The following is a 24,740-nucleotide window of genomic DNA, read 5'->3' on the forward strand; positions in this document are numbered from 1 at the left end:
AGAGACGTTATTATGTTACCCCTTTCCACGGCTGAAGGTGCCTACCGTGTCCCGTCTTTTTTCATTGCTACTGTGTAGTGCGCTAAGCCTGGGCTTCAGCGCTGCGGCCTGTGCAGACCTCAAGGTGCTCACCAGCATCAAGCCGTTGCAGCTTATCGCCGCCGCCATTCAGGACGGCGTAGGCACGCCGGACGTGCTGCTGCCGCCAGGGGCCTCGCCTCATAACTACGCATTGCGGCCCTCAGAGGTACGCCGTGTGGGTAGCGCAAACCTGCTGTACTGGATCGGCCCGGACCTTGAAGGTTTTCTACAGCGGCCACTGACTCAGCGCACCTTGCCCAGTGTGGCTGTACAGACGTTGCCAGGCCTGCATTTGCGTCATTTCGACGACCATGGGCAGGCCCATGACGAGGACAGCGACGAACACGACCACGATCACCGCCCCGGCTCACTGGATGCTCACCTATGGCTAGACCCAGCCAATGCCCAAGTGATTGCCACTAAAATGGCCACGGATTTCGCACAAGCCGACTCGGCCAACGCACAGCGTTATGAGCAGAACCTGGCCAGCTTCACCCAGCGCCTGGGTGAACTAGACACGCGTATCCGCCAGCGGCTGGCCGGCGTAGCGAATAAACCGTTTTTCGTATTCCACGAGGGGTTCGATTATTTTGAGCAGGCCTATGGGCTGAAGCACGCTGGTGTATTCACAGTAGGCGCCGAGGTGCAGCCAGGGGCCGCGCATGTGGCAGCCATGCGGGCGCGGCTGGCTGAAGCGGGTAAGAGCTGTGTGTTCAGTGAGCCACCCGCACGGCCACGGCTGGCAGATACGCTGACGGCTGGCCTGCCGGTTCGCCTGGCAGAGCTGGATGCACTGGGCGGTTTCGACGAGGCCACCCCTCAAGGCTATGAGCATTTACTCGAACGGCTTGCAGACGGCCTTGCTGGGTGCCTTGAAGCGCTTTAGAGCGCAAACGGCAGCATCTGCGTGACCTGCTGACGTTGTGCAAGGCGGTGCTCGAATTCGGCGGGGTCATGAATCAGCACGTCACGGCCAGCGAAGGACTGTGCTGCGATCAGCCGGGACAGCCAGAACCGTACGCAAGCAATGCGCAGCATCACTGGCCATAGCTGCACCTCGGCCGGGGTAAAGCGCCGCTGGCGCGCATAACCGCCAAGCAACGCATTGGCCAATGCAGGCTGGAGGTGGCCATCGGCAGTGGAGCACCAGTCGTTCACGCTGATGGCCACGTCATACAGCATCGGGCCTGCGCTGGCATTGTAGAAGTCGATCACGCCGGTCAGGTGCGTACCCTCGAACATAGCGTTATCCCGGAACAGGTCGCCGTGCAGGTTGGCCATGGGCAGCGCCAGTATGGCTTCACGGTGCTCGCGAATGTCGGCCAACGTGCCTTTCAACAGGTTGGCCTGGTCGGTCGCCATGCCCTGCATCAGTCGCTCACCTTCGTTAAGCATCCAGGTCATACCCCTGTCGGTACGACGGTGCAGGATACGATCACGCGTGGCCACATGAAGGTTGGCCAGGAAACCACCCAGCTCCGTACAGTGCTGGGCGTTGGGCGTGCCGATATGCTTGCCGGCCAGGCGTGGCTGCAACAGGGCCGGCTTGCCGGCGAGTTCGCGCAAGGCGATGCCATCCTTGCCTGCAATGGCAAAGGGCACCGGCAACTCGGCCTGGTGCAGCACTTCGAGCAGTTCGACAAAGAAGGGCAAGTCCTGGGTGGGGCCTCGCTCGACCAGGGTCAATACGAACTCGCCTTGCTCCAGGCTGACGAAAAAGTTGCTGTTCTCGGTGCCGGCCGCAATGCCTTGGAAGTCTCGCAGCCGGCCCAGGCCGTAGGCTTCAAGGAAGGTTTCCAGTTGTGGGCGCGACAGGGGGGTAAACACGGACATGGGTCAAGGCCTAAGGGTTAAACAAGCGCGGGGCAGTCTACCACTTGAAGATTTCCCATTGGGGAATGAGCATATCGGGCTGGTCTGAGCGGATAAAGTTGGGGCTGGTACCGTCAGCACGTACCAGGAAGTAGGGCTTGCCGTGCTTGGGGGTGACTTTCACCGCGTACAGGAAGCCATTCTGGCGATACTCCTGGATCGTCTTGTCGCCGTCCTGGCGGATGGTGACATCCGGGTCTGCCGAGGGCGCGTCGTCAGCCGCCATGGCGGCCAGTGGCGTGGCAATGAGTATGGCAGCGAGCATCAGGCGTTTGAGCGAGCACATGATAACCTTGTCCTTTTGTGGTCCATAGTGTCGGTATTCTAGCCCCGGCCCTGTCCAAATAGGTTGATTCTGCTCATGAGCCAAGCGCCTCTCGTTCTGGTGGACGGTTCGTCCTACCTCTACCGCGCCTTTCACGCCCTGCCACCGCTGACGACATCCAAAGGGTTGCCCACTGGTGCGGTAAAGGGCGTGCTGAATATGCTGCGTAGCTTGCGCAGGCAATACCCTGATAGCCCTTTCGCAGTCGTGTTCGACGCCAAGGGCGGCACCTTTCGGGATGAGCTGTTCGCCGAGTACAAGGCCAACCGCCCGAAAATGCCCGACGACCTGCGCGTACAGGTAGAGCCCTTGCATGCTTCGGTGCAGGCCAGTGGTTACCCGTTGCTGTGTGTGGAAGGGGTGGAAGCTGACGATGTGATCGGCACCCTTGCCCGTATCAGCGCGGCCCAAGGGCGCCCAGTGGTGATTTCTACCGGTGACAAGGACATGGCGCAGTTGGTAGATGGCCATATCACCTTGGTAAACACCATGACCGGAACGGTGCTGGATATTCCTGGGGTGCGAGAAAAATTCGGCGTGGGGCCGGAGCACATCATCGACTTTCTGGCCTTGATGGGTGACAAGGTAGACAACATCCCAGGCGTACCAGGGGTGGGTGAGAAAACCGCCCAAGGCCTGCTGCTGGGCATTGGCGGTGGCCTGGCTGAGCTGTATGCGAACCTGGACAAAGTCCCGGCCTTGCCTATCCGCGGCGCCAAGTCACTGCCTGCCAAGCTCGAAGAGCACCGGGACATGGCTTTCCTGTCCTACGAGCTGGCCACCATCAAAACTAATGTGGTGCTGGACGTAGTGGTGGATGAACTGGTGTGTGGAGAGCCGGATCGGGAGATGCTGGCGGCACTGTACTCGGAGCTGGAGTTCAAGGGGTGGCTGGACGAACTCAAGCGTGAGACGGCGGCGACCCATGCGCCACTGGACGTACCCCAGGCCGCGCCCAAGGTTGAGCCTAAATACGACATTGTTCTAGAGCAGGCACAGTTCGAGCAGTGGCTGGAAAAACTACGCACGGCTGAACTGTTCGCATTCGATACCGAAACCACCAGTCTGGATGCACAGCAGGCATCGTTGGTGGGGTTGTCCTTTGCAGTAAGCCCTCATGAAGCCGCCTACATACCGCTGACGCACACTTATATGGGGGCGCCGCCCCAGTTGGACCGCGATACGGTGTTGCGTGCGCTCAAGCCGCTGCTTGAGCACCCTGAAAAAGCCAAGGTGGCCCAGAACGCCAAGTACGACCTGAACATCCTGGCCAACTGCGCCATTGGTGGCGACCTGAATGAAGGCATCCTTGTACAAGGCGTAGCCTTTGACACCATGCTTGAATCCTACGTGCTGGACTCCACGGCTACCCGACATGACATGGACAGCCTGGCAGCGAAGTACCTTGGCCACCAGACCATTCTGTTCACAGATGTCGCTGGTAAAGGCGCCAAGCAGGTCACCTTCGATCAGGTTCCGCTGGAGCAAGCGGGGCCTTACGCTGCCGAAGATGCGGACGTGACACTGCGCCTGCATCATGCGCTCTCGGCGCGGTTGGCTGCGGTACCCACCGTTGAGAGCGTGTTGCATACCATTGAAATGCCACTCGTGCCAGTACTTGCACGTATGGAGCGGACGGGCGCGCTGGTAGACGCAAAACTGCTCGGTATTCAGAGTGTCGAGTTGGGTGAAAAGCTGCTTACGCTCGAGCAGGAGGCTTACACCATCGCAGGTGAAACCTTCAACCTGGGCTCTCCCAAGCAGCTAGGCGTGATTCTCTACGAAAAGCTTGGCTTGCCCATTATCAGCAAAACCGCAAAAGGCCAGGCTTCGACGGCCGAAGCGGTACTGGCCGAGCTGGCCGAACAGGATTACCCGCTGCCCAAAGTGTTGATGCAATACCGTACGCTGAGCAAGCTTAAAAGTACCTATACGGACAAGCTGCCCGAGCAGATCAACCCTCGTACGGGGCGTATCCATACGTCATACCAACAGGCCGTCGCGGCCACCGGCCGTTTGTCGTCCAGCGATCCCAACCTGCAGAACATCCCGATTCGTACCGCCGAAGGCCGCCGCATTCGCCAGGCGTTTGTACCCGCGCCTGGCTACAAGCTGCTAGCGGCGGACTACTCGCAGGTTGAACTGCGGATCATGGCGCACCTGGCCCGGGACGAGGGCTTGCTGCATGCCTTCCAGAATGACCTGGATGTGCACAGGGCCACGGCAGCCGAAGTTTTCGGTGTAGAGGTATCAGCTGTCACTGTCGACCAACGCCGCAGTGCCAAGGCTATCAACTTTGGCTTGATCTACGGCATGAGTGCTTTTGGGCTGGCCAAGCAGATTGGCGTAGACCGCAAGCAAGCGCAGGAATACATCGACCGCTACTTCACCCGCTACCCTGGCGTTCTAGGGTACATGGAGCGTACGCGGGCGCAGGCGGCTGAAAAAGGCTACGTGGAAACCTTGTTTGGCCGCCGCCTGTATGTGCCAGACATCAATGCCAAGAACCCAAGCCTGCGCCGCGGTGCAGAGCGTGCTGCCATTAACGCGCCACTGCAAGGCACGGCGGCCGACATCGTGAAGCGCGCCATGGTAGCGGTGGACAATTGGCTGATGGATAGCGGATTGGATGCCCGCATGATTCTGCAGGTGCACGATGAACTGGTACTTGAAGTACGTGAGGATCTGGTTGACGTGGTACGTGAGCAGATCCAACCCCATATGGCCGGTGCTGCCGAGCTGGAGGTGCCGCTGCTGGTAGAGGTAGGGGTAGGCGATAACTGGGACCAGGCTCACTGATTCAGTTTATGAAACCTTGCCGCATTTGCGATTGATTAGCATCGGCAAGGAACTAACGCTGTGAATGTCGGCTCTGAGGGTGTGAATGGCTGCGAAGCCGTTCAGCTCCTATGTTGTGTTAAGTGTTGGCAGATATCCGGCCCGCCCCGGCGGCCCGGAGCTTGGACCCCGAACTTCACCCTCCCCATACGAAGTCCGGGGTTTTTTTTGCCTGCGCGAAAGTAGAACCTAGCCCAGCCTGGGAAAGGTTTACCTGCTGCGGCGCTACACCTGGGCAGGGTCGACCGATGCTTCCGGCATCAGGTCCAGCCAGGTCGCCAGTACTTCATAGGCTTCGTCCAGGCCACTGCGCTTGGGAGCCGAGAACAGCTGGATGGTTACACTGTTGCCCCAACCTTTTCGGATCTCGGTCTGTACCTTGAGCAAGGTGCCCTTGGCTGCACCATAGGTCAGCTTGTCGGCTTTGGTCAGCAGGATGTGCATGGGCATGCCACTGGCCACGGACCAGTCCAGCATCATCTTGTCGAAGTCGGTCATGGGGTGCCGTACGTCCATCAGCAAAATAATGCCTTTGAGGCTTTCCCGGCTGCCCAGGTACTTTTCCAGGTGCTTTTGCCAGTGCTGCTTCAGGGGAATGGGCACCTTGGCATAGCCATAGCCAGGAAGGTCCACAAGGCGACGGCTGTCATCCAGGCTAAAGAAGTTGAGCAGCTGGGTACGGCCTGGGGTCTTGGACGTGCGTGCCAGGCTGGCATGGGTGAGCGTATTGAGCGCGCTGGACTTGCCGGCGTTGGAGCGGCCGGCGAAGGCGACTTCGAAGCCCTGGTCTTCGGGGCATTGGTCGACCTTGGCGGCGCTAAGCATGAAGGACGATTGCTGGCACAGGCCAAGCACGGGGTTTTTGAACGACATTGGAATCCTGAGGGCACGGAGGCCGTGGCACGATGGGCGGCAGTATATCGGTTTGGTCACGTGGCTGTCGTTGCTGTGCGACAGGCTTCCATTTTACAAATGCAAATGTATTGTTACTTGCCATGCCAGCCTTGGCCATGTATTGAAGGCCATCACTTAAACGCTCAGGAGTTAACCATGCGTAATCTGTTCATCGGCGCGGTAATGGCGCTGGCCAGCCTGTTCGGCGTCGCCGCCCACGCAGATGACACCCCGGCTGAAAAATACACCGTACTCACCAGCCCGGTACCCGTCTCCGAGCCAGGCAAGATCGAAGTGGTAGAGCTGTTCTGGTACGGCTGCCCGCACTGCTATGCCTTTGAGCCTACCATCAACCCGTGGATCGAAAAGCTGCCAGCGGACGTTCACTTTGTACGTATTCCGGCCATGTTCGGCGGCATCTGGGACGTCCATGGCCAAATGTTCCTGACCCTCGAAGCCATGGGCGTGGAGCACAAGGTTCACACCGCCGTGTTCGATGCCATTCATAAGGAACACAAGATGTTCAAGACGAAAGAGGAGATGGCTGATTTCGTAGCCACCCAGGGCGTGGACAAGGCCAAATTCCTGGAAACCTACAACTCTTTCGCGGTACGTGGCATGGTCAAGAAAGACAAAGACTTGGCTACGGCGTACGGCGTAACGGGTGTTCCGACCATGATCGTCAACGGCAAGTACCGGTTCGACCTTGGTTCGTCGGGCGGCCCTGAAGAAGCGCTCAAGCTGGCCGATACCTTGATCGAGAAAGAGCGTGCGGCCAAGGGTGCCGGCCAATAATCCCACCGTAGTGCCTCTCTCGCGCCCTTGCCAGGCAAGGGCGCGCTTGCCTTGTTCAGTTTCTGCGCGCCGGCTTGTTTGCCTATGACCGATGAAGCCCAGCGCTGGAAAGAAAAGTACCTTCAAAGCATCGAAGCTCAGGAGTCGCAAGAGCGGCGCTGGAGTGCTCGCCTGGACTTGCTTCGCCACGGGCTAGTACGCAGCACCTTGGCTGCCGAAGGGGCTGACACGGCCGTTGACCAATGCATGAAGGAAATGCGCGAGGTAGTGCGCAGCGACAACATGGACGCTGCCTTGGCCAACCTTATCCCGCGTTTGGAAAAGGCCGTGCTGGATTCCGAACAACGCCGAGAGGCCAGGCTTGACCAGATCGGCACCGCGCTGGGCTCGCTGGTAGCACAACTCCAAACCTTGCCACTTCCCCGCGATGCCGCTAAACCCCTGAAGAAATTCGGCGCAGGCCTGGATAAGCGCCTATCCCAAGTCAGGGAATTACCACTTCTGCTCAGCGAGCTTAGCCTGCTCCAAGGCAACGCGCTGGCCAGCCTGGACCCTGCCACGGCATCACGCCCAGGCCTGCTGGAGCGTTTGTTCGGGCACCGAGAAGCCGAGCCGGCCCACGCAATTGTGAATACTGAGGCGGCTCCCGTGCCGCTGTTGGCACCCGAGGAAGCGCCAGCGCCTATCCCTGAACCCTTGGAAGCCGCACCTTCTCCGGCCCATGGCGAGCCTGCACATGAAGACATTTCCTTGCAGGCGGTGGGTACAAAGGCTACCCATCCAGTGCCAGCCGAGGCAGAAGCGGACGTAAGCGAGAGCGAGGTCCAGCCTGAAGCGGCTAACGCTGAGGAGCAGCAAGGCCTTCCCCCTGTTCCACAGCCAGCGGCCGAAGCGCTTGCCCCTCATGCCGTACCTGAACAGGAAGGGCCTGTAACGGCTGCTGTGCAGGCTGTGCTGGATGTATTGCCGCTCACTGCTGCCATGGTGCAAGCCCTGGTGCCTACCACCGAACCGGCTGAAGCCACAGACGCCAGTTTTTCTCTGCCCGCTAGCCAGGAGCCGACCTACAGCTCGGTAGCCACGCATATCGAAAGCACGCTGCTGAAAATGCTCGACGGCCTGGTGCTGCCACCCAAGTTGCTAGAGACCGCTGACTCCATGCGCGAAAGGCTGGAGCATGGGCTCAACTGGTACGAGCTGTTGCCCATGCTGGACGATGTGGCGCTCATGACGCTGACGATCAGTGATAACGGGCAACAGGAATTACAGCGCTACTTGCAACAGATCAATGAGCGCCTAGCGTGGTTCCAAGGCCAGCTTCACGAGGCCAGCCAAGGCCAGGCAGACAGCCAGGACCAGGCGCGCCAACTAGACACCGAGCTACGCGAACAGGTGGGTGACCTGCATGAAAGCGTAGCAGCGGTGGAGGATGCGGACGCCCTTAAGCGGTTGCTGGAGTCCCGGCTTGATGGGCTGCTGGGTTCTGTAGACGAGCACCGGCGCCGCCGTGAAGCCCATGAAGTGGAGGTGGCCGAGCGTATGCGTGGCCTGTCGGATCGCGTGGCCAGCATGGAGCGCGAAGCCGAAGCCTATCAGAGCGTGTTGGAAGAACAGCGCCAGAAAGCCCTGCAGGACCCGCTTACCGGTCTGCCAAACCGGGCCGGCCTGAATGAGCGTTTGGAAGCGCTGATAAGCCAGCGTGCGACCGAAGAGGTTCCTGCCCAGGTCGCCATCATGGACTTGGACCACTTCAAGTCCATCAATGATAACTATGGGCACTTGGCGGGCGACCGTGTGCTTAAAATCGTAGCTGACCAGCTGCGCCGCCAACTGCGTGACGGAGATTTCCTGGCTCGATTTGGAGGTGAGGAATTTGTAGCGCTTTTCCCGGGGTCAGCGCCCGAAGAAGCACACGCTGTGTTGGAGCAGATGCGCCAGGCTATCGAAGCCTGCCCCTTCCACTTCAAGGGTATGCGCATTGTGGTGACCGTCTCCATGGGCATGGCCACCCTGCGCAGTAAAGAAGCCGCACAGGCCGCCCTCAAGCGTGCAGATGAGGCGTTGTACCGGGCTAAGGACACAGGGCGCAACCGTATAGAGACCAGCCAAGTCGTGGGCTTGGCAAGGCATGTAGACTAAGTGTTTTACTTTGAGGGCCGGCTACACCATGAATGTGCGAAACCTGGCGGCAGTAGCTTTTGCAGCGTTGCTTGGCGGTTGTACCAATGGCCTGCACATAGATACCAGCCACCCCTCGGCCAATTACGACAGCCGTGTGCAGTTCATCGTGCTTCATTACACGGCGGCTTCGCTTGACCGGTCTTTAGCTTTGCTGACCCACGGTGAAGTGAGTGCGCACTATCTCATAGGCGATGGCCCCGCCACCGTCTATAGGTTGGCCGATGAACGCTACCGTACCTGGCATGCCGGAGAAAGCGAGTGGGACGGGCGTACCTGGCTCAATTCGAGCTCCATCGGTATTGAAATCGTCAATCCGGGTTTTCATGACACGCCTACAGGGCGCGTCTGGTACCCCTATACCGACGCTCAGGTCAACGCCCTGATCGCCTTATTGAAGGACATCAGTACGCGTTACCGGATCGACCCTCGCTATATCGTAGGCCACAGTGACATTGCGCCCTTGAGAAAACTCGACCCGGGCCCCTTGTTTCCTTGGCAGCGGCTGGCACAGGCCGGGTTTGGTCGTTGGCCTGACGCCACCGCAGTAAGCCGCGCTCGGCAGCGGTTCGACAACAGCCTGCCCGCAGTAGGCTGGTATCAGGAGCAACTGGCAAAAGCGGGGTACACCATTGAGCGCACCGGTGAGCTGGACGTCACAACGCGGCACGTACTAGCGGCGTTCCAGATGCATTACAGGCCTGCACGTTTCGATGGTGAGCCAGACGCTGAGACCGCCGCGTTGCTGCAGGTGGTGGCCGGCATGCGCTGAAGCGGCATTCCAAGAGGTTACACAGGCAGGGCCATATAAAACTGTGTGCCTTGGCCAGGGCGTGAATACACGCCCATCCGGCCACCGTGCAATTGCACGATTTCCTTGCACAGTGCCAAGCCCAGGCCTGCGCCGCCCTTCTTGCGACCTACCTGCACAAAGGGCTCGAAAATGCGCCCCTGTTGGCCATAGGCGATACCCTCTCCGTTGTCTTCGACACTGATGATCACCCGCTCCGCATGGCGGCGTGCCTGTAAGCGGATATGCCCATTGGTAGGCGTATGCCGCAAGGCATTGTCAATCAGGTTGTCTAGCACACGGTCCAACTGTGCAAGGTCAGCATGAAGACGAGGCAAGCCTTCGGAGTATTCAAGGGTGAGCTCGGTGCCTTGGGCCAGCGCGGCTTCGCTGAACCGGCCCCGAGCGCGGAGTAGCAGGTCCTCAATGTCGCATGGCCCCAGTGTCAGCTTCTGCAACCCGCTTTGGTAGCGCGAGAAATTCAGCAGGTCATTGATCAACTGCATCAGGCGCTGCATCTCTTCGTTCACGGTTTTAAGCAAGTCGGCTTCCCGAGTATGCGCTTCAAACCGTACCCGTTCCTGCAGTAACCCAAATGCCATATGCATACCCGTAACCGGGGTGCGCAGCTCATGGGAGGCACGTAACACGAACTCACTACGCACCCTTTCAAAGGCCCGTTGCTCTGTCACATCATGAAGCACCATCACCGCCCCTAGAATATCGCCCTGAACATGGCTCACTGGGGTAAGGCTATAGGCTAGCAATCGAGTCTCGCCATCGACCTCAAGGCTCAGGTCATCGGGCGCGCGTTCCAGCGTTCCGCCGCGTAATACGGTTTGAAGTTGAGCATCGAGGTCTGGGCGGTCGAGCGCTTCGCCCAGGCTCCGCCCTTTGCGGTCGTTATCCCAACCCAGCTGGCGTTGGGCAACCGGGTTCAAATGCTCAAGCAAGCCTTGCCGGTCAATCATCAGCAAGCCGTCATCAATGCTGTCCAACACCGCCTGCATGCGTTGCTGGCCCGCAATCAGCTCATTAACGTTAGTGGCTTGATGGGTACGCAATGCCTCAGCCATGGTGGCAAAGCGCTCACTGAGGCGGTTCATTTCAGGCGCCCTGGACACCGGCAGCGCTACGTCATAATGACCGCGGCTGATGTCGTCCGCTGCGCTAACCAATGCCTGAATCGGCTCCCCAAAGCGTCGGGCGATCCGATGCGCGGTTACAAACCCTACGCACAGCACGCCGATGCCTATCAGGCCCAGTAACGCGGATACCCAGACAGCCTGATCGTGAGCAGCCTGCTCATTGGCCGTGACGCGATTCAACGCCGCCCTGTGCGCTTCGAGCAAATCGTTGCGTACCCTGTTAAACGTTTCGCTGAGCGTACGATCTGCGCGGGGGTCAATGCCTGCCTGTATCACTTGTGCAAACCGCTGCCTGAATGCCTGGTAATGCTCACCGATCAGTTCAAAGCGCAATTGTTGCTCAGGCGTATTACCGGCTTGAGCTTTGACCATCGCTGTTTCGAAGTCTGTGCGAGCACGCTCGAACGCAGGCATGTCGGGCGTTTGGGCCCACACCACGATCAATTGGTCACCCAGTGCCTGCCGCATGCGTAACCCGCTTTCCAGGTCATGAAAGCTGCCATGCAGCGCGTTTTGCTGGCTGGCCGCCATTTGCGTCACGCTCACCAGCCCCAGCACCAACCCTAGCAGTGCCATCGTGATAAGGGCAGAAATGCTGAGGAACAGCCGGGTGCGCAGTGTCATCCCAGGCATCACAGGTTGTATTGCTTGCGTTTACGGTAAAGGGTAGAAGCATCGATACCCAATGTTCGTGCCGCTTGGTCCAAGGTGTCGCTGTTTGCCAGAATGGCGCCGATATGCGCTTTCTCCAGCTCGTCCAAGCTCAGTGCAGCACCCACACGCGGTGCGTTGGTGGCAGGCTGCTCGGCCATCCCGAGGTGAATGACTTCAACGCGCTCTTGGGGGCAGATGATACTGGCTCGCTCGATCACGTTGCGTAACTCACGAATGTTGCCAGGCCAGCGGTAGTTGAGCAGCGCTGAACGTGCTTCCTCGGTAAAGGTACGGGCCGGGCGTGCATAGTCTTTTACAAAGCGTGCAAGGAAGCGGTCGGCAAGGGTGAGGATGTCTTCGCTGCGTTCACGCAGAGGCGGAAGGTGCAGCGTAATAACGTTCAGGCGGTAAAGCAGGTCCTCACGGAATCGCCCTTCCTTGACCATGTCCTCAAGGTTAAGGTTGGTTGCCGCTAGAATCCGTACATCTGCACGGCGGGTTACGGCGTCACCTACGCGTTCGTATTCCTTGTCTTGGATGAACCTCAGCAGTTTTGGCTGCAAAGCCAAAGGAAAGTCACCGATTTCGTCGAGGAACAGCGTGCCGCCGTCCGCTTGGTTCACTCGGCCAAGCGTACTTTCGCTCGCACCGGTAAATGCCCCTCTGCTATGGCCGAACAGCTCACTTTCCATCAGGTCCGAGGACAATGACGGGCAGTTGATCGTGACAGAGGCTTTCTTTGCCCGCTTGCTCCAGCCATGAATGGCCCTGGCCAGTTCCCCTTTCCCCGTACCCGACTCACCCAGGATAAGAATGTTGGCATCGGTATTGGCCACCTGCCGTGCTGTTTCCAGCACCACCATCATGGCAGGGCTATGGGAATCCAAACCGTCTTTAGGCTTGCGGATCTGGCCTTCCAGCGCCTCAAGGCGCTGCGACAACTGCCGCACCTCTAGCTGCTTGGCCGTAGCCAATCGAAGCTGGTCCGGGCTGCAAGGTTTGACCAGATAATCCGCTGCGCCAGCTTGAATGGCGTCCACAGCGGTGTCTACGGCCGAATGCGCAGTGACGATGACCACACGCATCCAAGGGGCAAGGGTGCGCATCTGCGCCAGTACATCCAGGCCGTTGTCCTCGCCCAACCGAAGGTCCAAGAAGCACAGGTCGAACACCTGGCGCTGCAACAGTGCTTCTGCCTGGTTGGCACTGCTAGCAGTAGCGACGCTGTAGCCCTCGTCTTCTAAACAGTAGCGGAAGGTGCGAAGAATGGCTGCTTCATCATCAACCAGCAGGATACGGCCTTGATGATCCGCCCCAGATTCCATTTTCCTACGCTCCTTTAAAAAAGATCTTCTCTTAGTCCGAGAATTATCGGGCAAGTTGCAATGTCAATTCTGAACGATTTCCACCCTTGCAGGTAGCACTGCCTTGCGGCTGATTAATGCCACTGTCAGGCAGGCACTGAGCAGGGTAGTACGGAGCTGAAATGACACATTCGCGCCTGAACCTCACCAGAACCCTCGCTGCCCTGATGTTGTGCAGTGCCGGCATTGCGCAGGCAGACCCTGTCACTGATGCTCGCAAGGAGGGCGCTGCCAACATGGCATTGTCACTCAACGAGCGGCTTGCCTCAGATAACATCAAGGTGAAAGTGACCGATGCCAAGGCCATCGTGACTGGCAAGGTTGCCAGTGAGGACGATAAGCAGCTCGCCGCTCAGATAACAACGGCAGTAACCGACGTAACAGCGGTTGAAAACCGGTTGGTTGTGGATGCGGCGCTGGAAGAGCAGCCTTTGGCCAAACCGGCACAGCTGATTACGCTGGAAGACCTTACGTTGGCCACTACTCTGCGGGCACGGTTCAGCTGGAGCACGCCTACGATGGGCTCACCGCTAGACGTACGTGTGGAGGGAGGCGTTGTAACCCTGAGAGGCCAGGCAGCCACTGCGCAAGCCAAGGAGTGGGCGGGGGTGCTGGCGACCAATACGAAGGGTGTCATTGTAGTGAACAACCTGATTGGCTTGCGTGCATCGGATGCAAAGACTACCGAAGCGGAAGTGCAGGTGCGATCGCCAGACGAAAGGGTGACTGACGCATGGATCGCCAGCAGGGTAGCCAACAGCTTCAACTATGACCGCGGCCTGGACGCCCTGCGTCTAGTGGTCAAGGTAGCGGACGGTGTAGTGAGCCTTAGTGGTGAGGCAGATAGCCAAGCACATAAGGCACATGCAGTAGCGATTACCCGGCAAATCCGAGGTGTTAGAGGGGTGGATGCCGACTTGCTACGGGTAGCTTCTACAGCCGCTTCGATAGAGGGGTAAATAATGATCATGCAAAACGCCCGGTCACGGACAGGGCATCGTGCAGGTTGCGCTCCCTATAGGGGGCGCAAGGCTAAGTAAACCCCCGAAAAATAAGACTTTTCCTACAAACTCAAAGCTGGCATGCAGCCTGCAATATCTTCTTCAAACGCATCAAGTGATGCAGGAACTTGGAGGGGGTGCATATGAAACAGTCAGGGAATCAAGGTGGTAGCTCGGCGCCCGTTGTCTCGATGCACACCCTTCGTCAAGGCCTGTTTGCCTCGCTTGCCCTGATGCTTACCCTAATTGGTGCTCAGCAGTATCACGTATGGAACCAGCCGGCCGAGCCGTTGATCCATACCTTGCACTCGATGCACACGCCAGCCTTCCACGCTGTCAGTGCGCCGGCTTCCCAAGCCAACCGCTTGCAAACGGTTGAACAAAACGACCAGTTCCAGCGACCAACCGAAACCCGCTGGGTGTTTTGAACAGCCAACGAAATCACAACATAAAGGAGTATCAATATGCTGAGTTGGGCCATTACTTTCCTGATCATTGCAATCATCGCTGCAGTACTGGGCTTCGGTGGTATCGCTGGTACGGCTGCAGGGATCGCTAAAATCCTGTTCGTTATCTTCCTCGTGCTGTTCGTGGTGTCGTTCTTCTTCGGCCGTCGTGGTCGGCCGTAACATGAACAAAGCAATCAGGGTAATGATGTTTGCCGTTGCGATGGCAACAACGTTGCCGGCGCTTGCCGACAATGATGGGCAAGAGCGGGCGGGTAACCTGATTGCAACGAACAAGCAGTACCGTGAAGCGTGGCAGGACGCTATAAGGAAGCAGGAGCGCCTTCCCGAGTGGGTTATCAACCTCTCCGGAGCCTCCTCTCCAATGACTGCCGTTACGGAAGACGGCGACAAATACCTTGTTGGGCAGGTGTGCGAAACAGCAGATGATTGCCTGCACAACCGCGTCATTGTGGCTTTTAGCTGGGATAAGTCCAAAGCGTACGTGCTGTGGGTAACCGTGCCGACAGCAGTACCGGATGACAAGACGCCTTCCCGCCATGCGGATTACCGCTGGCTGGGCGACCCGGACGAAGGCATGCAAGGCCTGCTGAGAGAGCAACTCAAAAGCGACCCTAAGTGGTACTGATTGCTTGTAACAGCGTTTGTAGAAGTGTTGTGTACCTGTACAGCCCTATAAAGGCTGATGCATGACCAGGGGGCCGGGACGTTCTAGCCGTAGTAGCGCTGGAGTGACCTAGGGGTACAGGGAGTACCTCCGATTCGGGCCGGGCCAGGTAAAGAGCCTCGTTGCATGAGCGATAACGCCTTTAAAAGGCCATCGCTACTTGCTGCGGGGCTTTTTTGTGCCCGGCTGTCGAGCAATCAGTGCCTTCACTCTGTTGCCCATGTGTTCGGAAAACCGAATACGACAGAAGGTAACATCACCCAACCCCAGTCAACGGGACGCTCCAGCGTTCGGCCTTCCGAACGCATGCTCCAAGCCTTGCTTTTGTCATTAAAATCAATAGATTACGCATGCCGATCTGGCATGGGGCACTCATTTCCGGCATTAGACGCCTCTTGGCGACTTCTCGATAGTCCCTCTTCTGCTGTCACAGGCCTATTGCCTATGTGACGCAATCACATCGGCATGCTTCAGGGCATGGCCTCGATGAACCTGACCAAGGGTGCATAATGACAAAGCCAAAACTCAGCCTTGCGTGGCAAATTCTTATCGGCCTGGTGATGGGCATTGCCCTAGGCGCTGTGCTTAACCATTTCGGGACTGAAAAAGCCTGGTGGATCAGCAATGTGCTTCAACCGGCTGGGGACATCTTCATTCGCCTGATCAAGATGATCGTGATTCCTATTGTGATCTCGTCGTTGGTCGTTGGCATCGCAGGCGTAGGGGATGCCAAAAAACTTGGGCGCATTGGTCTCAAAACCATCATCTACTTCGAAGTCGTAACCACGATCGCGATTCTGGTAGGCCTGGTGCTCGCCAACCTGGTTCATCCAGGGACGGGGATCGACATGAGTACGCTAGGTACTGTGGACATCTCGCAATATCAGAAAACGACTGCTGAAGTGCAACACGATCATGCGCTGATCGCTACGATCCTCAACCTCATCCCCTCCAACATCTTTGCTGCCGTGGTACGGGGAGAAATGCTGCCGATCATCTTCTTTTCTGTACTGTTTGGGCTGGGCTTGTCCAGCCTTCCAAGCGAAGCGCGCGAGCCATTGGTACGTACGTTCCAAAGCATTTCGGAAACCATGTTCAAGGTCACTCACATGATCATGAACTACGCGCCTATCGGCGTGTTTGCTTTAATTGCCATCACCGTCGCCAACTTTGGCTTCGCTTCGCTGATTCCTTTGGCCAAGCTAGTGGTGCTGGTGTATGCCGCGATTCTGTTCTTTGCGCTAGGCGTACTAGGGCTGATCGCTAAGCTGTTCGGGTTCTCGGTGTTCAAGCTGATCCGTATCTTCAAGGATGAGCTGATCCTGGCGTACTCCACTGCCAGCTCGGAAACCGTATTGCCCCGCATCATCGAGAAGATGGAAGCCTATGGTGCGCCAAAGGCTATCAGCAGTTTTGTGGTACCCACGGGGTACTCCTTCAATTTGGACGGCTCAACGCTCTACCAGAGCATCGCAGCCTTGTTCATCGCGCAGTTGTACGGGATCGACATGCCTATTGGGCAGCAGATCCTTCTGGTACTCACACTGATGGTGACGTCCAAGGGTATTGCAGGCGTACCGGGTGTGTCCTTCGTGGTATTGCTGGCTACGCTGGGCAGTGTGGGTATTCCGTTGGAAGGCCTTGCGTTCATCGCAGGTGTGGACCGCATCATGGACATGGCGCGTACTGCCCTGAACGTGATCGGTAATGCACTGGCTGTGCTGGTAATCGCACGTTGGGAAGGCATGTATGACGATGCCAAGGGTGCCCGCTACCTGAACAACCTGCCTCGCTTGCATAGCCGTGGGGCCACTGCCGAGGGCTCCACCTCGCGGTGACCCGGCCTTAAAAGCATGTACCCCCAAGTGCCGAGCCGATTATGATGCCGGCATTGAAATTCGGGGGTGCATGATGCTGAACGGCCTGTGGCTTGGCTTTTTCGTGGTAGCAGCCGTCGCTGCACTGGCTCAGTGGTTGGTAGCAGGTAACAGCGCCGTTTTTGCGGCCATGGTGGAAGCTATTTTCAACATGGCCAAATTGTCGGTGGACGTAATGGTGTTGTTGTTCGGCACCCTTACGCTCTGGCTGGGCTTTCTCAAGATTGCCGAGAAAGCCGGAATTGTGGACTGGTTTGCAAAGGTGTTGGGGCCATTGTTTGCACGGCTCATGCCCGAGGTACCGCGCGGCCACCCGGCCCTTGGCCTCATCACCATGAATTTCGCCGCCAATGCACTAGGGTTGGATAACGCTGCCACCCCTATCGGGCTAAAGGCCATGCGGGCCCTGCAGGAGCTGAACCCACGGCCGGAAAGTGCCAGCAATGCGCAGGTCCTTTTCCTGGTGCTCAACGCTTCGTCTCTTACCTTATTGCCCGTCACCATCTTCATGTACCGCGCCCAGCAAGGCGCACCAGACCCTACCATGGTGTTCCTGCCCATTCTGCTAGCGACTAGCGCGTCTACACTCGTAGGCCTGCTGTCTGTCGCGTTCATGCAGCGACTGCGGCTCTGGGACCCGGTAGTACTGGCTTACCTGCTACCGGGTGCGCTGCTGTTGGGCGGTTTCATGGCTTTTCTGGCGGGCTTGTCAGTTACTGCCGTGGCCAGCTTGTCGTCGCTGCTGGGTAACCTCACGTTATTTGGCCTGATTCTCGGGTTTTTGCTAGTAGGCGCTTTACGCCGGATACCGGTGTACGAAACCTTCGTAGAGGGGGCGAAGGAGGGATTTGACGTTGCCAAAAGCCTGTTGCCCTACCTGGTGGCCATGCTGTGCGCCGTAGGTGTACTTCGGGCGTCTGGCGCATTGGACCTGCTGTTGGAAGGTATCCGGCATGCCGTGCAATGGTTGGGCATGGACTCACGGTTTGTAGACGCCCTGCCTACAGCGCTGGTAAAGCCGTTCTCAGGTAGCGCTGCGCGCGCCATGTTGATCGAGACCATGCAAAGCAAGGGTGTGGACAGCTTCCCTGCACTGGTAGCCGCCACAGTTCAAGGCAGTACCGAAACAACCTTTTATGTGCTGGCCGTATACTTCGGCGCGGTCGGCATTCAGCGTGCCCGCCACGCTGTAGGCTGTGCCCTGCTGGCAGAGCTGGCGGGGGTTATCAGCGCAATTCTGGTGTGTTACTGGTTCTTTGCCTGAGCCTGGGCATTCACTTGGGTTGCCCCGTCTGGCGTGACTGTAAAGCGCAGGGCACCAATGATCTGGCCATCTTCGGTTTCGACCCGTACTTTCCAGTTGCCTGAGGGGTCGCCTGGGAAGTTCTGCTTACGGGTCCAGGCACGGTAGCCTTCCTTGCGGCCGCCATGAATATCCAATGCAATACGGTCTACTTCGTCGCCGTTCAGTTCCCATACGTGGAAAATCCGTTCATCGAGGCCACGTGGCGCATTGATAGCGGTATAGGCATAGATACCGCTTCGGGCCTGGCTAGAGGTAAGTGTATTCAGGGCATCGCCAGGCGTTCGCGTCTGGTTGTCCAGGCTCAGCGTGATCACGTCCTCGGTCATCCATAGCGTGGCAGGCGGCACCCAGGTGCGCAGCACCCAACCGGCCCCCCCGATAGACAATGTCATAACGATCAGCCCCAGTGCACGGCGCCAATGGTTGAAAGGAAAGCTGCTGGCCAGGCTAGGGAAAGACAGCACCATGGCGACTGCCAAGGCAATCTTGAACGTTTCTGCCGTGGTCAGGTGCAGAATGATCGGCATGGCCGTGAGCATGGCGGCAAACAGTGTAAAGGTGTGCAGGGCCAGGAACAGCCATCGCCTTGGCGCTACCCAGTGGTAGTACAAAGGGTCAATGATCGAGACGAGCCCGGCGATGGCCAACAGCCCGGTGAACACCAGTTGCCCACTGTTCCAGGTGGTGGTCACAAAGAAGAAGGGCAGTACGAAAAACAGGCTTTCCTGATGGATCATCTGGGTGGCATAGCGCAGCAAAGGCTGGGGTATTTCACGCTTGAAGAACCGGCTGAACAAGCGGTTGAAACTGTTCTCCAGCATCAGCCATACCCAACTGACCAGCAGCAGGATAGCGATAGGGCTAGCCAGGGTGGCCTGACGGTCTACTAATACAAAGCTGCCCAGGCCGGAACAGAAGCCAAAGGCCGCGACAATGCCGGGGTAGCGTTTGATCAGGTCAATGACTTTGAGTACAACGGGCGGTAATGACTTCATAGGGAGCACACGCTAGGGGCACGCCCCAAAAATAGTGGTTTGAGCGTTACCCCATTCATCGGCTGGCCGACCGCTGCCGGTAGCGTACCAGCACGATGCAGGCTGACAGGATGAGCAAGGCACCCAGGATTGCAACAACAGTGATTGACAGGGCCAAGTCGTCGTAGCCTATGAGAGGCTTTTCAATGCGTACATAGCCGGGGTCGGCAAACAGCTGTTGGACCGCTTCGTTGGCCTGCGCCAGCGTGACCTCCTTGAGCGCACGGGCAGGGTCGGCAAAGCGACCCTCTTCATAGTCGCTTAGTGCCCCCCAATAGTAGTCGGCTAAACCGCTGTCCCCTTGAACCGCCCAGGCCAGGCGAGCCACCGCAGCAGCCTTGAGCCGCTCGAACATGGCACGGTCCAGGCCATGGGAATGCAATTGCTGGGTGAGGTTCTTGAGAGCAGCCTGGGCCTTCTTGATGTCGCTTCGGTCCAAGTCAGCGTTCAGGCTTATAAGGCCTGTATCACCGAACGCTTCCGCTTGGCTGCCAGGGCTGTAGGACAGCCCCTCTTCAAGCCGCAGTTTTTTGTACATCGCCCAGTCTAGATAGGCCTGCAATAGGTCCCATACCCCCGGAGGCAGGTCTTCGGCCGTCGGCTGCACGAAATACCAATGGAGTTTGGCAGCGTCGCCTACCCAGCCCTGCATCAAAGTGCGTTCGCGCTCCGCTGCTCGACGCGTTACCGGAGGCGCCGGGTGATCGCTGGGCAGGATGGCAGCCAGCTCACCGTAGGTACGTTGTAGGTAGGCCGGAAGCAACTTGTCCAGTTCGCCCACTACAATCAACGTCATGTTGTTAGGGGCATACCACTGCTGCCGCACCTGCTTTATCTGTTCCAGTGTAATGCCTGCCGCAGAAGCACGGTCGGCACAGCGCAGGCCCATTTCGACGGCTAACTGGTTGCTGGCGTCTTTACCCAGGTCTTGGTGGTCCAGCCAGCGTTGCAGGTGGGAATAGTGACCTCCGTCTTCACGCTCCACGATCTTACGGGCAGCCTCAAGCCGTGCTTCAGTCAATTCCGTATGGGTAACCGCTTGGAATAATAGGTCGAGTACCTTGCGTTGGTTGCGTGCAGGCGCTTCGATCACAAACGTAGTATCTGTTTCGCTGGTGAACGCATTCCACTCACCACCTAGCGACTGCATACGCTCTTCAAGGCCACCTTCGCCAGAATCGTCCAGGCCACTGAACAACAAGTGCTCAAGCACATGGGGTAACTCTTGCTGAGCACAACTGAAGTCACTAAGGCCCACGCCTACTACCAGCCGTATGGCCACGTGGGCGCGGTCTGTGCCTGGCTTGAGCAATACCTGCAAACCGTTCGGCAACAGGTACCCTTCCACTTGCAGCCGGTCCAGCGCCAGGCTGGGCAGGGCAATCAGCAGCAGGCAGGCGAACAACATGCAACGCATTACGGGCTTCCTTGCGATAACCGAAAGGGCCGGGCGCCTCCCGGCCCTTGTAACAGACTGCAACGAAGCGGTGACGTTCAGGAGGGTAGAACAGTGGACCCTTCATCGTCCGCCAGCAGAGCCCCGGTATCCCCTGTACCTAGCACTGCATAAGCGCTGCCGCAGAACAGCGAGTTGAGGCGCTTCATGTCGGCAATCAGCTCCAGATGCAATGAACTGGTTTCGATGCTTTGCACAACCTTGTGCTGCAGGCGGCTGACATGGGCATGGGTAAGTTTGCGTTCCTGTGCCCTGAAGCGACGTTTTTCCTGCAGCAATTGACGAGCGCTTTGTTCATCCCGGCTGAGAAATACATTAAGACCCAAGCGCAGGTTGCTCAGTAATTGAGCATGAAGGGTGGTGAGCTCGTTCAAGCCTACGTCGGAAAAAGATCGGCGCTGGGAGGTTTTCTGCTGTTGCACCTTGCGTAACATACGCTCTATCAGATCACTGGCCAGGTTGAGGTTGACTGATAGCTCAATGATCTCTGCCCAGCGGTGCCGGTCCTGGTCGCTGAGGTCATCTCGTGGCATTTGTGCCAGGTACAGTTTAATTGCGTTGGACAAGGCCTCGGCATCGTCGCCCAGGTTACGCACCTCCGCCGTCACGGCAGTCTGTGTACCTTTGAGTACGTTGAGCATGGCGCCCATCAGGCTCTCGATGATGTCGCCCATGCGCAGGGTTTCCCGCACGGCGTTAGCCAAGCCGAGGCTAGGGGTGCTGATAGCCGTAGGGTCCAGGTGCCGAGGTGTGGCGCGGCCACCGGTATCCGGGCGCTCAGGCAGCAAAGCAGCGCACAGCCGCCCCATGAGGCCAGTAGTGGGCAGCAGCAACAGGCAGCGCAGGCTGTTATAGAACACGTGGAACCCAATCACCATGGCCTGCGGGTCAAAGCCGAGGGTGTCCATCCAACCGACCAGCGGGCCCAGTACCGGAATGATCACTACCAGCCCGATCAACTTGTACAACAAGCTCCCCAAGGCTACCTGACGGCCAGGATTGTTCTGCATGTTGGTGGACATGAACGCCAGTAGCCCGCTGCCAATATTGGCACCGATCACCAGGCCTACCGCCACGGGCAAGCTGATCACACCGGCTTCGGCCAGGGTAGCCGTTAGCAGCACAGCCGCCAGGCTGGAATAGGACACCATGGCGAAAAGAGCGCCTACCAGTGCATCCAGCAAGATATCGCCTGTAAGAGACGCAAACAGCACCTGCACGCCTTTGGCCTGGGTAATGGGCGCTGCAGCTTCGACAATCAATTGCAAGGCCAGCACGATCAGGCCTAGGCCTATGCCCACACGGCCCATTTGGCCAAGGCGGGTTTGCTTGCGCGACAGGAAAAAAACCACCCCAAGGAAGATCAGCAGTGGCGATAGCCATGACAGGTCGAAAGTGAGCACCCGTGACATGACTGCAGTCCCCACATCGGCCCCCAGCATGATCGCCAAGGCAGGGGTAAGGCTCATGAGGCCCTGGCCCACGAATGACGTGGTCAGCATGGCCGTAGCATTACTGCTTTGTACAACGGCGGTAACCAGTATGCCGGCCAGAAAGGCCAACGGCCGGTTGGCCATGTTTTGCCCGAGCAGGCGGCGCAAGGCTGTGCCGTATACCCGCAGGATACCGGTACGCACAATATGCGCACCCCATACCAGCAAGGCGACAGCAGAGAGAAGATCCAGCAGGGTGAGCATAGGCAGCAGCCTCCCTGTTAAGCCCCAAAGGGCGAACATCCAGAACCGCAGAGGCCTGTACTAGAGCCCGGCAGAGTACAGGCCGGGTTGAAACAAAATTGTAACATATGCCGCGGGCCTGGCAGCGGTGTGCCAGGCCTCGCTAGACAATCAAGCGTGTGTGTTACGTTTTTTCGCCGCGCTGGTGCGCATCTTGATATTGATGGCTTCCACCGCGAGTGAGAACGCCATGGCAAAGTAAACATAGCCCTTGGGCACATGGACGTCGAATGCTTCACCGATCAGTACAGTCCCGACCACTAGCAGGAAGGATAGCGCCAGCATCTTCAAAGAAGGGTGCTGATCGATGAAGCGGCTGATGGTCCCTGAGGCCAGCATCATGACCAGTACAGCGACTACGATCGCGGCAATCATCACCGGTACATGAGAGACCATGCCCACGGCTGTGATGACTGAGTCCAGTGAGAACACAATATCGATGATCGCGATCTGAATGATGGTGTAAATGAAGTTTCCGCCTTTGCCGGAGGGCTCGTCTGCGCCTTCCTCTTCACCTTCCATGCCGTGGTAGATTTCCTGGGCGCTTTTCCACAGCAGGAACAGCCCACCGAAGAACAGAATCAGGTCTCGGCCGGAAATGCCTTGGTCGAATACCGTGAACAGGTCTGCCGTAAGGCGCATGACCCAGGTAATGGACAGCAGCAGCAAAATGCGCGTGACCATGGCCAGGGCCAGGCCAAACAGGCGGGTGCGGGTCTGCATTTCCTTGGGCATGCGGCTCACCAGGATCGAGATCATGATGATGTTGTCGATGCCCAGCACAATCTCCAGTGCCGTCAGGGTGAAGAAAGCAACCCAGATTTCCGGGCTGGTCAACCATTCCATTATTGATTCCTTTGAGAAGACAATCGCGCCCGAGGGCGCGATAACAACAGATTGAACAATTAGAGGCTGCCCACCAAGGGAAAGATCCCTATCAGCAGCGCGGCCAACATTATGCACAGGCATACCAGCACCGCCCACTTCAGGGTGAACCGCTGGTGGTCGCCGAACTCGATGCCTGCCAAAGCCACTAGCAGGTAAGTGGAGGGCACCAGCGGGCTGAGCAGGTGCACAGGCTGGCCGACAATGGAGGCCCGGGCCATTTCAACAGGGGAAATGCCGTAATGCGCAGCTGCCTCGGCGAGCACCGGCAAAACGCCGTAATAGAAAGCATCGTTGGACATGAAGAAGGTGAACGGCATGCTCACCAAAGCGGTGATCACGGCCAGGTAAGGCCCAAGCGCATCTGGAATCACAGCCAGTAGGCTTTTGGACATGGCGTCCACCATCCCGGTACCCGACAGAATCCCGGTAAAGATACCTGCTGCGAAAATAAGCCCTACCACCGCCAATACACTGCCAGCGTGAGCGGCCACGCGGTCTTTCTGAGCCTGAAGGCACGGGTAGTTCACCACCATGGCGATACTGAAGGCAATCATGAACAGGACAGGCAACGGCAGCAGGCCGTTGATCAGCGCGATCATCAGCACCAGTGTAAGCAAGCCGTTGAACCAGATGAGCTTGGGGCGGCGGGCTTCGGGGAATTGGGACACCGTAATGTCGCTGGACGGCAGTTCGTCGCCTGGCAGGTGTAACTCGCCAAGGCGCGCGCGTTCGCGTTTGCCATACCACCAAGCGATAGCCAGGATGGCGACCACGCCGGCGGCCATGGCCGGGATCATCGGCACGAAGATATCAGAAGGGTCTACATGCAAGGCGCTGGCAGCACGGGCAGTTGGGCCACCCCAAGGCGTCATGTTCATAACGCCCCCAGCCAGAATGATCAGGCCAGCCATGATTCGAGGGCTCATGCCTAGGCGGCTATACAGCGGCAACATCGCGGCGCAGCAAATCATGTAGGTGGTTGCGCCATCGCCGTCCAGGGAAACGACCAGTGCCAGTACGGCAGTACCGACGCTCACCTTGAGCGGGTCGCCTTTTACTAGTTTGAGGATCTTGCGTACGGCAGGGTCGAAGAGCCCGGAGTCGATCATCAAGGCGAAATACAGGATAGCGAACATCAGCATCACGCCCGTTGGCGCCAGCTTGCTGATGCCTTCGAGCATCATGGGGCCGATCTTGCTGGCGAAGCCACCAAAGAGCGCGAACAGGATAGGGACGATGATTAGAGCAATGAGGGCGGACAGTCGCTTCGTCATGATCAGGAACATGAACGTCACGACCATGGCGAAGCCAAGGAAGGTCAGCATAGTGGATCTCTTGTTGTCTGTCTTATTGAGCCCGGGCACGGCGG

Annotated in this window: 21 protein-coding genes; 11 read left to right on the forward strand and 10 right to left on the reverse strand. The window is 58.1% G+C overall.

What is annotated here, in order from left to right:
• Positions 1-46: 46 nt before the first annotated feature.
• Positions 47-967 (forward strand): zinc ABC transporter substrate-binding protein, encoded by a 921-nt coding sequence (locus HBH25_RS19270; protein WP_168085558.1) that lies wholly within the window; start codon positions 47-49, stop codon positions 965-967.
• On the opposite strand, the gene HBH25_RS19275 is transcribed toward HBH25_RS19270, so the two are convergent.
• On the reverse strand, positions 964-1,914 hold the full coding sequence (locus HBH25_RS19275; RefSeq protein WP_168085559.1) for a homoserine kinase: 951 nt from the start codon (positions 1,912-1,914) through the stop codon (positions 964-966). The two genes, HBH25_RS19270 and HBH25_RS19275, sit on opposite strands and share 4 nt — an antisense overlap.
• 37 nt (positions 1,915-1,951) lie before the next feature.
• On the reverse strand, positions 1,952-2,239 hold the full coding sequence (locus tag HBH25_RS19280; RefSeq protein ID WP_168085560.1) for a DUF2782 domain-containing protein: 288 nt from the start codon (positions 2,237-2,239) through the stop codon (positions 1,952-1,954).
• Positions 2,240-2,314: 75 nt separating this feature from the next.
• Between HBH25_RS19280 and polA the strand changes: the two genes are divergently transcribed.
• The gene (gene polA, locus HBH25_RS19285; RefSeq protein WP_168085561.1) at positions 2,315-5,077 is read left to right on the forward strand and encodes a DNA polymerase I; all 2,763 of its coding nucleotides are present in this window, start codon (positions 2,315-2,317) and stop codon (positions 5,075-5,077) included.
• Between the two features lie 264 nt (positions 5,078-5,341).
• Here the strand turns inward: polA and yihA are convergent, their stop codons facing one another.
• Positions 5,342-5,989, reverse strand: a complete 648-nt coding sequence (yihA, locus tag HBH25_RS19290; protein WP_168085562.1) for a ribosome biogenesis GTP-binding protein YihA/YsxC — start codon at positions 5,987-5,989, stop codon at positions 5,342-5,344.
• Positions 5,990-6,166: 177 nt separating this feature from the next.
• Here yihA and HBH25_RS19295 point away from each other — a divergent pair, with 177 nt between their 5' ends.
• From HBH25_RS19295 to HBH25_RS19305, 3 genes are all read left to right on the forward strand, one after another.
• Positions 6,167-6,805 carry a thiol:disulfide interchange protein DsbA/DsbL gene (locus tag HBH25_RS19295; RefSeq protein ID WP_168085563.1) on the forward strand — a complete coding sequence of 213 codons (639 nt, stop codon included), beginning with the start codon at positions 6,167-6,169 and terminating at the stop codon, positions 6,803-6,805.
• An 84-nt stretch (positions 6,806-6,889) separates the two neighbouring features.
• Positions 6,890-8,944 carry a GGDEF domain-containing protein gene (locus HBH25_RS19300; protein WP_168085564.1) on the forward strand — a complete coding sequence of 685 codons (2,055 nt, stop codon included), beginning with the start codon at positions 6,890-6,892 and terminating at the stop codon, positions 8,942-8,944.
• Positions 8,945-8,972: 28 nt separating this feature from the next.
• Positions 8,973-9,755 carry an N-acetylmuramoyl-L-alanine amidase gene (locus HBH25_RS19305; protein WP_178089056.1) on the forward strand — a complete coding sequence of 261 codons (783 nt, stop codon included), beginning with the start codon at positions 8,973-8,975 and terminating at the stop codon, positions 9,753-9,755.
• 17 nt (positions 9,756-9,772) lie between these two features.
• Here the strand turns inward: HBH25_RS19305 and HBH25_RS19310 are convergent, their stop codons facing one another.
• Together HBH25_RS19310 and algB are read right to left on the reverse strand one after the other, a co-directional pair.
• Positions 9,773-11,557: an ATP-binding protein gene (locus tag HBH25_RS19310; protein WP_168085565.1), complete on the reverse strand. Its 1,785-nt coding sequence runs from the start codon at positions 11,555-11,557 to the stop codon at positions 9,773-9,775.
• Positions 11,554-12,900, reverse strand: coding sequence for a sigma-54-dependent response regulator transcription factor AlgB (algB, locus tag HBH25_RS19315; RefSeq protein WP_168085566.1), 1,347 nt, complete (start codon positions 12,898-12,900; stop codon positions 11,554-11,556). The genes HBH25_RS19310 and algB overlap by 4 nt, the downstream gene beginning before the upstream one ends.
• Positions 12,901-13,061: 161 nt before the next feature.
• Between algB and HBH25_RS19320 the strand changes: the two genes are divergently transcribed.
• From HBH25_RS19320 to HBH25_RS19345, 6 genes are all read left to right on the forward strand, one after another.
• A complete protein-coding gene (locus tag HBH25_RS19320; RefSeq protein ID WP_168085567.1) occupies positions 13,062-13,898 on the forward strand; it encodes a BON domain-containing protein in 837 nt (278 codons plus the stop codon).
• Between the two features lie 185 nt (positions 13,899-14,083).
• The gene (locus HBH25_RS19325; RefSeq protein ID WP_168085568.1) at positions 14,084-14,368 is read left to right on the forward strand and encodes a hypothetical protein; all 285 of its coding nucleotides are present in this window, start codon (positions 14,084-14,086) and stop codon (positions 14,366-14,368) included.
• 36 nt (positions 14,369-14,404) lie between these two features.
• Positions 14,405-14,569, forward strand: a complete 165-nt coding sequence (locus HBH25_RS19330) for a DUF1328 domain-containing protein (RefSeq protein WP_040260491.1) — start codon at positions 14,405-14,407, stop codon at positions 14,567-14,569.
• A gap of 1 nt (position 14,570) precedes the next feature.
• Positions 14,571-15,035: an inhibitor of vertebrate lysozyme family protein gene (locus HBH25_RS19335; RefSeq protein WP_218585505.1), complete on the forward strand. Its 465-nt coding sequence runs from the start codon at positions 14,571-14,573 to the stop codon at positions 15,033-15,035.
• Between the two features lie 548 nt (positions 15,036-15,583).
• Positions 15,584-16,912, forward strand: a complete 1,329-nt coding sequence (gene gltP, locus HBH25_RS19340; RefSeq protein WP_168085569.1) for a glutamate/aspartate:proton symporter GltP — start codon at positions 15,584-15,586, stop codon at positions 16,910-16,912.
• Positions 16,913-16,985: 73 nt separating this feature from the next.
• Positions 16,986-18,215 (forward strand): nucleoside recognition domain-containing protein, encoded by a 1,230-nt coding sequence (locus tag HBH25_RS19345; protein WP_168085591.1) that lies wholly within the window; start codon positions 16,986-16,988, stop codon positions 18,213-18,215.
• Here the strand turns inward: HBH25_RS19345 and HBH25_RS19350 are convergent.
• The 5 genes from HBH25_RS19350 to HBH25_RS19370 all read right to left on the reverse strand — a co-directional run bounded on the left by HBH25_RS19350 (position 18,197) and on the right by HBH25_RS19370 (position 24,696).
• Entirely contained in the window at positions 18,197-19,252 is a 1,056-nt protein-coding gene (locus tag HBH25_RS19350; protein WP_168085570.1) for a DUF5924 family protein, read from the reverse strand. The two genes, HBH25_RS19345 and HBH25_RS19350, sit on opposite strands and share 19 nt — an antisense overlap.
• A gap of 55 nt (positions 19,253-19,307) precedes the next feature.
• On the reverse strand, positions 19,308-20,708 hold the full coding sequence (locus tag HBH25_RS19355; protein ID WP_168085571.1) for a M16 family metallopeptidase: 1,401 nt from the start codon (positions 20,706-20,708) through the stop codon (positions 19,308-19,310).
• Between the two features lie 77 nt (positions 20,709-20,785).
• Positions 20,786-22,444 (reverse strand): Na/Pi cotransporter family protein, encoded by a 1,659-nt coding sequence (locus HBH25_RS19360; RefSeq protein ID WP_168085572.1) that lies wholly within the window; start codon positions 22,442-22,444, stop codon positions 20,786-20,788.
• Positions 22,445-22,594: 150 nt separating this feature from the next.
• Complete coding sequence (locus HBH25_RS19365; RefSeq protein ID WP_168085573.1) at positions 22,595-23,329, reverse strand: TerC family protein; 735 nt, start codon at positions 23,327-23,329, stop codon at positions 22,595-22,597.
• 59 nt (positions 23,330-23,388) lie between these two features.
• Entirely contained in the window at positions 23,389-24,696 is a 1,308-nt protein-coding gene (locus HBH25_RS19370; RefSeq protein WP_168085574.1) for a CitMHS family transporter, read from the reverse strand.
• Between the last annotated feature and the right edge of the window lie 44 nt (positions 24,697-24,740).

The sequence above is a fragment of the Pseudomonas quercus genome (assembly GCF_012033695.1).
Taxonomy (GTDB): domain Bacteria; phylum Pseudomonadota; class Gammaproteobacteria; order Pseudomonadales; family Pseudomonadaceae; genus Aquipseudomonas; species Aquipseudomonas quercus.

Coding starts and splice junctions, on each gene's coding strand:
- HBH25_RS19275 (WP_168085559.1), bottom strand. CDS start 1,914: ATGTCCGTGTTTACCCCCCTGTCGCGCCCACAACTGGAAACCTTCCTT.
- HBH25_RS19280 (WP_168085560.1), bottom strand. CDS start 2,239: ATGTGCTCGCTCAAACGCCTGATGCTCGCTGCCATACTCATTGCCACG.
- polA (WP_168085561.1), top strand. CDS start 2,315: ATGAGCCAAGCGCCTCTCGTTCTGGTGGACGGTTCGTCCTACCTCTAC.
- yihA (WP_168085562.1), bottom strand. CDS start 5,989: ATGTCGTTCAAAAACCCCGTGCTTGGCCTGTGCCAGCAATCGTCCTTC.
- HBH25_RS19295 (WP_168085563.1), top strand. CDS start 6,167: ATGCGTAATCTGTTCATCGGCGCGGTAATGGCGCTGGCCAGCCTGTTC.
- HBH25_RS19300 (WP_168085564.1), top strand. CDS start 6,890: ATGACCGATGAAGCCCAGCGCTGGAAAGAAAAGTACCTTCAAAGCATC.
- HBH25_RS19305 (WP_178089056.1), top strand. CDS start 8,973: ATGAATGTGCGAAACCTGGCGGCAGTAGCTTTTGCAGCGTTGCTTGGC.
- algB (WP_168085566.1), bottom strand. CDS start 12,900: ATGGAATCTGGGGCGGATCATCAAGGCCGTATCCTGCTGGTTGATGAT.
- HBH25_RS19320 (WP_168085567.1), top strand. CDS start 13,062: ATGACACATTCGCGCCTGAACCTCACCAGAACCCTCGCTGCCCTGATG.
- HBH25_RS19325 (WP_168085568.1), top strand. CDS start 14,084: ATGAAACAGTCAGGGAATCAAGGTGGTAGCTCGGCGCCCGTTGTCTCG.
- HBH25_RS19330 (WP_040260491.1), top strand. CDS start 14,405: ATGCTGAGTTGGGCCATTACTTTCCTGATCATTGCAATCATCGCTGCA.
- HBH25_RS19335 (WP_218585505.1), top strand. CDS start 14,571: ATGAACAAAGCAATCAGGGTAATGATGTTTGCCGTTGCGATGGCAACA.
- gltP (WP_168085569.1), top strand. CDS start 15,584: ATGACAAAGCCAAAACTCAGCCTTGCGTGGCAAATTCTTATCGGCCTG.
- HBH25_RS19345 (WP_168085591.1), top strand. CDS start 16,986: ATGCTGAACGGCCTGTGGCTTGGCTTTTTCGTGGTAGCAGCCGTCGCT.
- HBH25_RS19350 (WP_168085570.1), bottom strand. CDS start 19,252: ATGAAGTCATTACCGCCCGTTGTACTCAAAGTCATTGACCTGATCAAA.
- HBH25_RS19355 (WP_168085571.1), bottom strand. CDS start 20,708: ATGCGTTGCATGTTGTTCGCCTGCCTGCTGCTGATTGCCCTGCCCAGC.
- HBH25_RS19360 (WP_168085572.1), bottom strand. CDS start 22,444: ATGCTCACCCTGCTGGATCTTCTCTCTGCTGTCGCCTTGCTGGTATGG.
- HBH25_RS19365 (WP_168085573.1), bottom strand. CDS start 23,329: ATGGAATGGTTGACCAGCCCGGAAATCTGGGTTGCTTTCTTCACCCTG.
- HBH25_RS19370 (WP_168085574.1), bottom strand. CDS start 24,696: ATGCTGACCTTCCTTGGCTTCGCCATGGTCGTGACGTTCATGTTCCTG.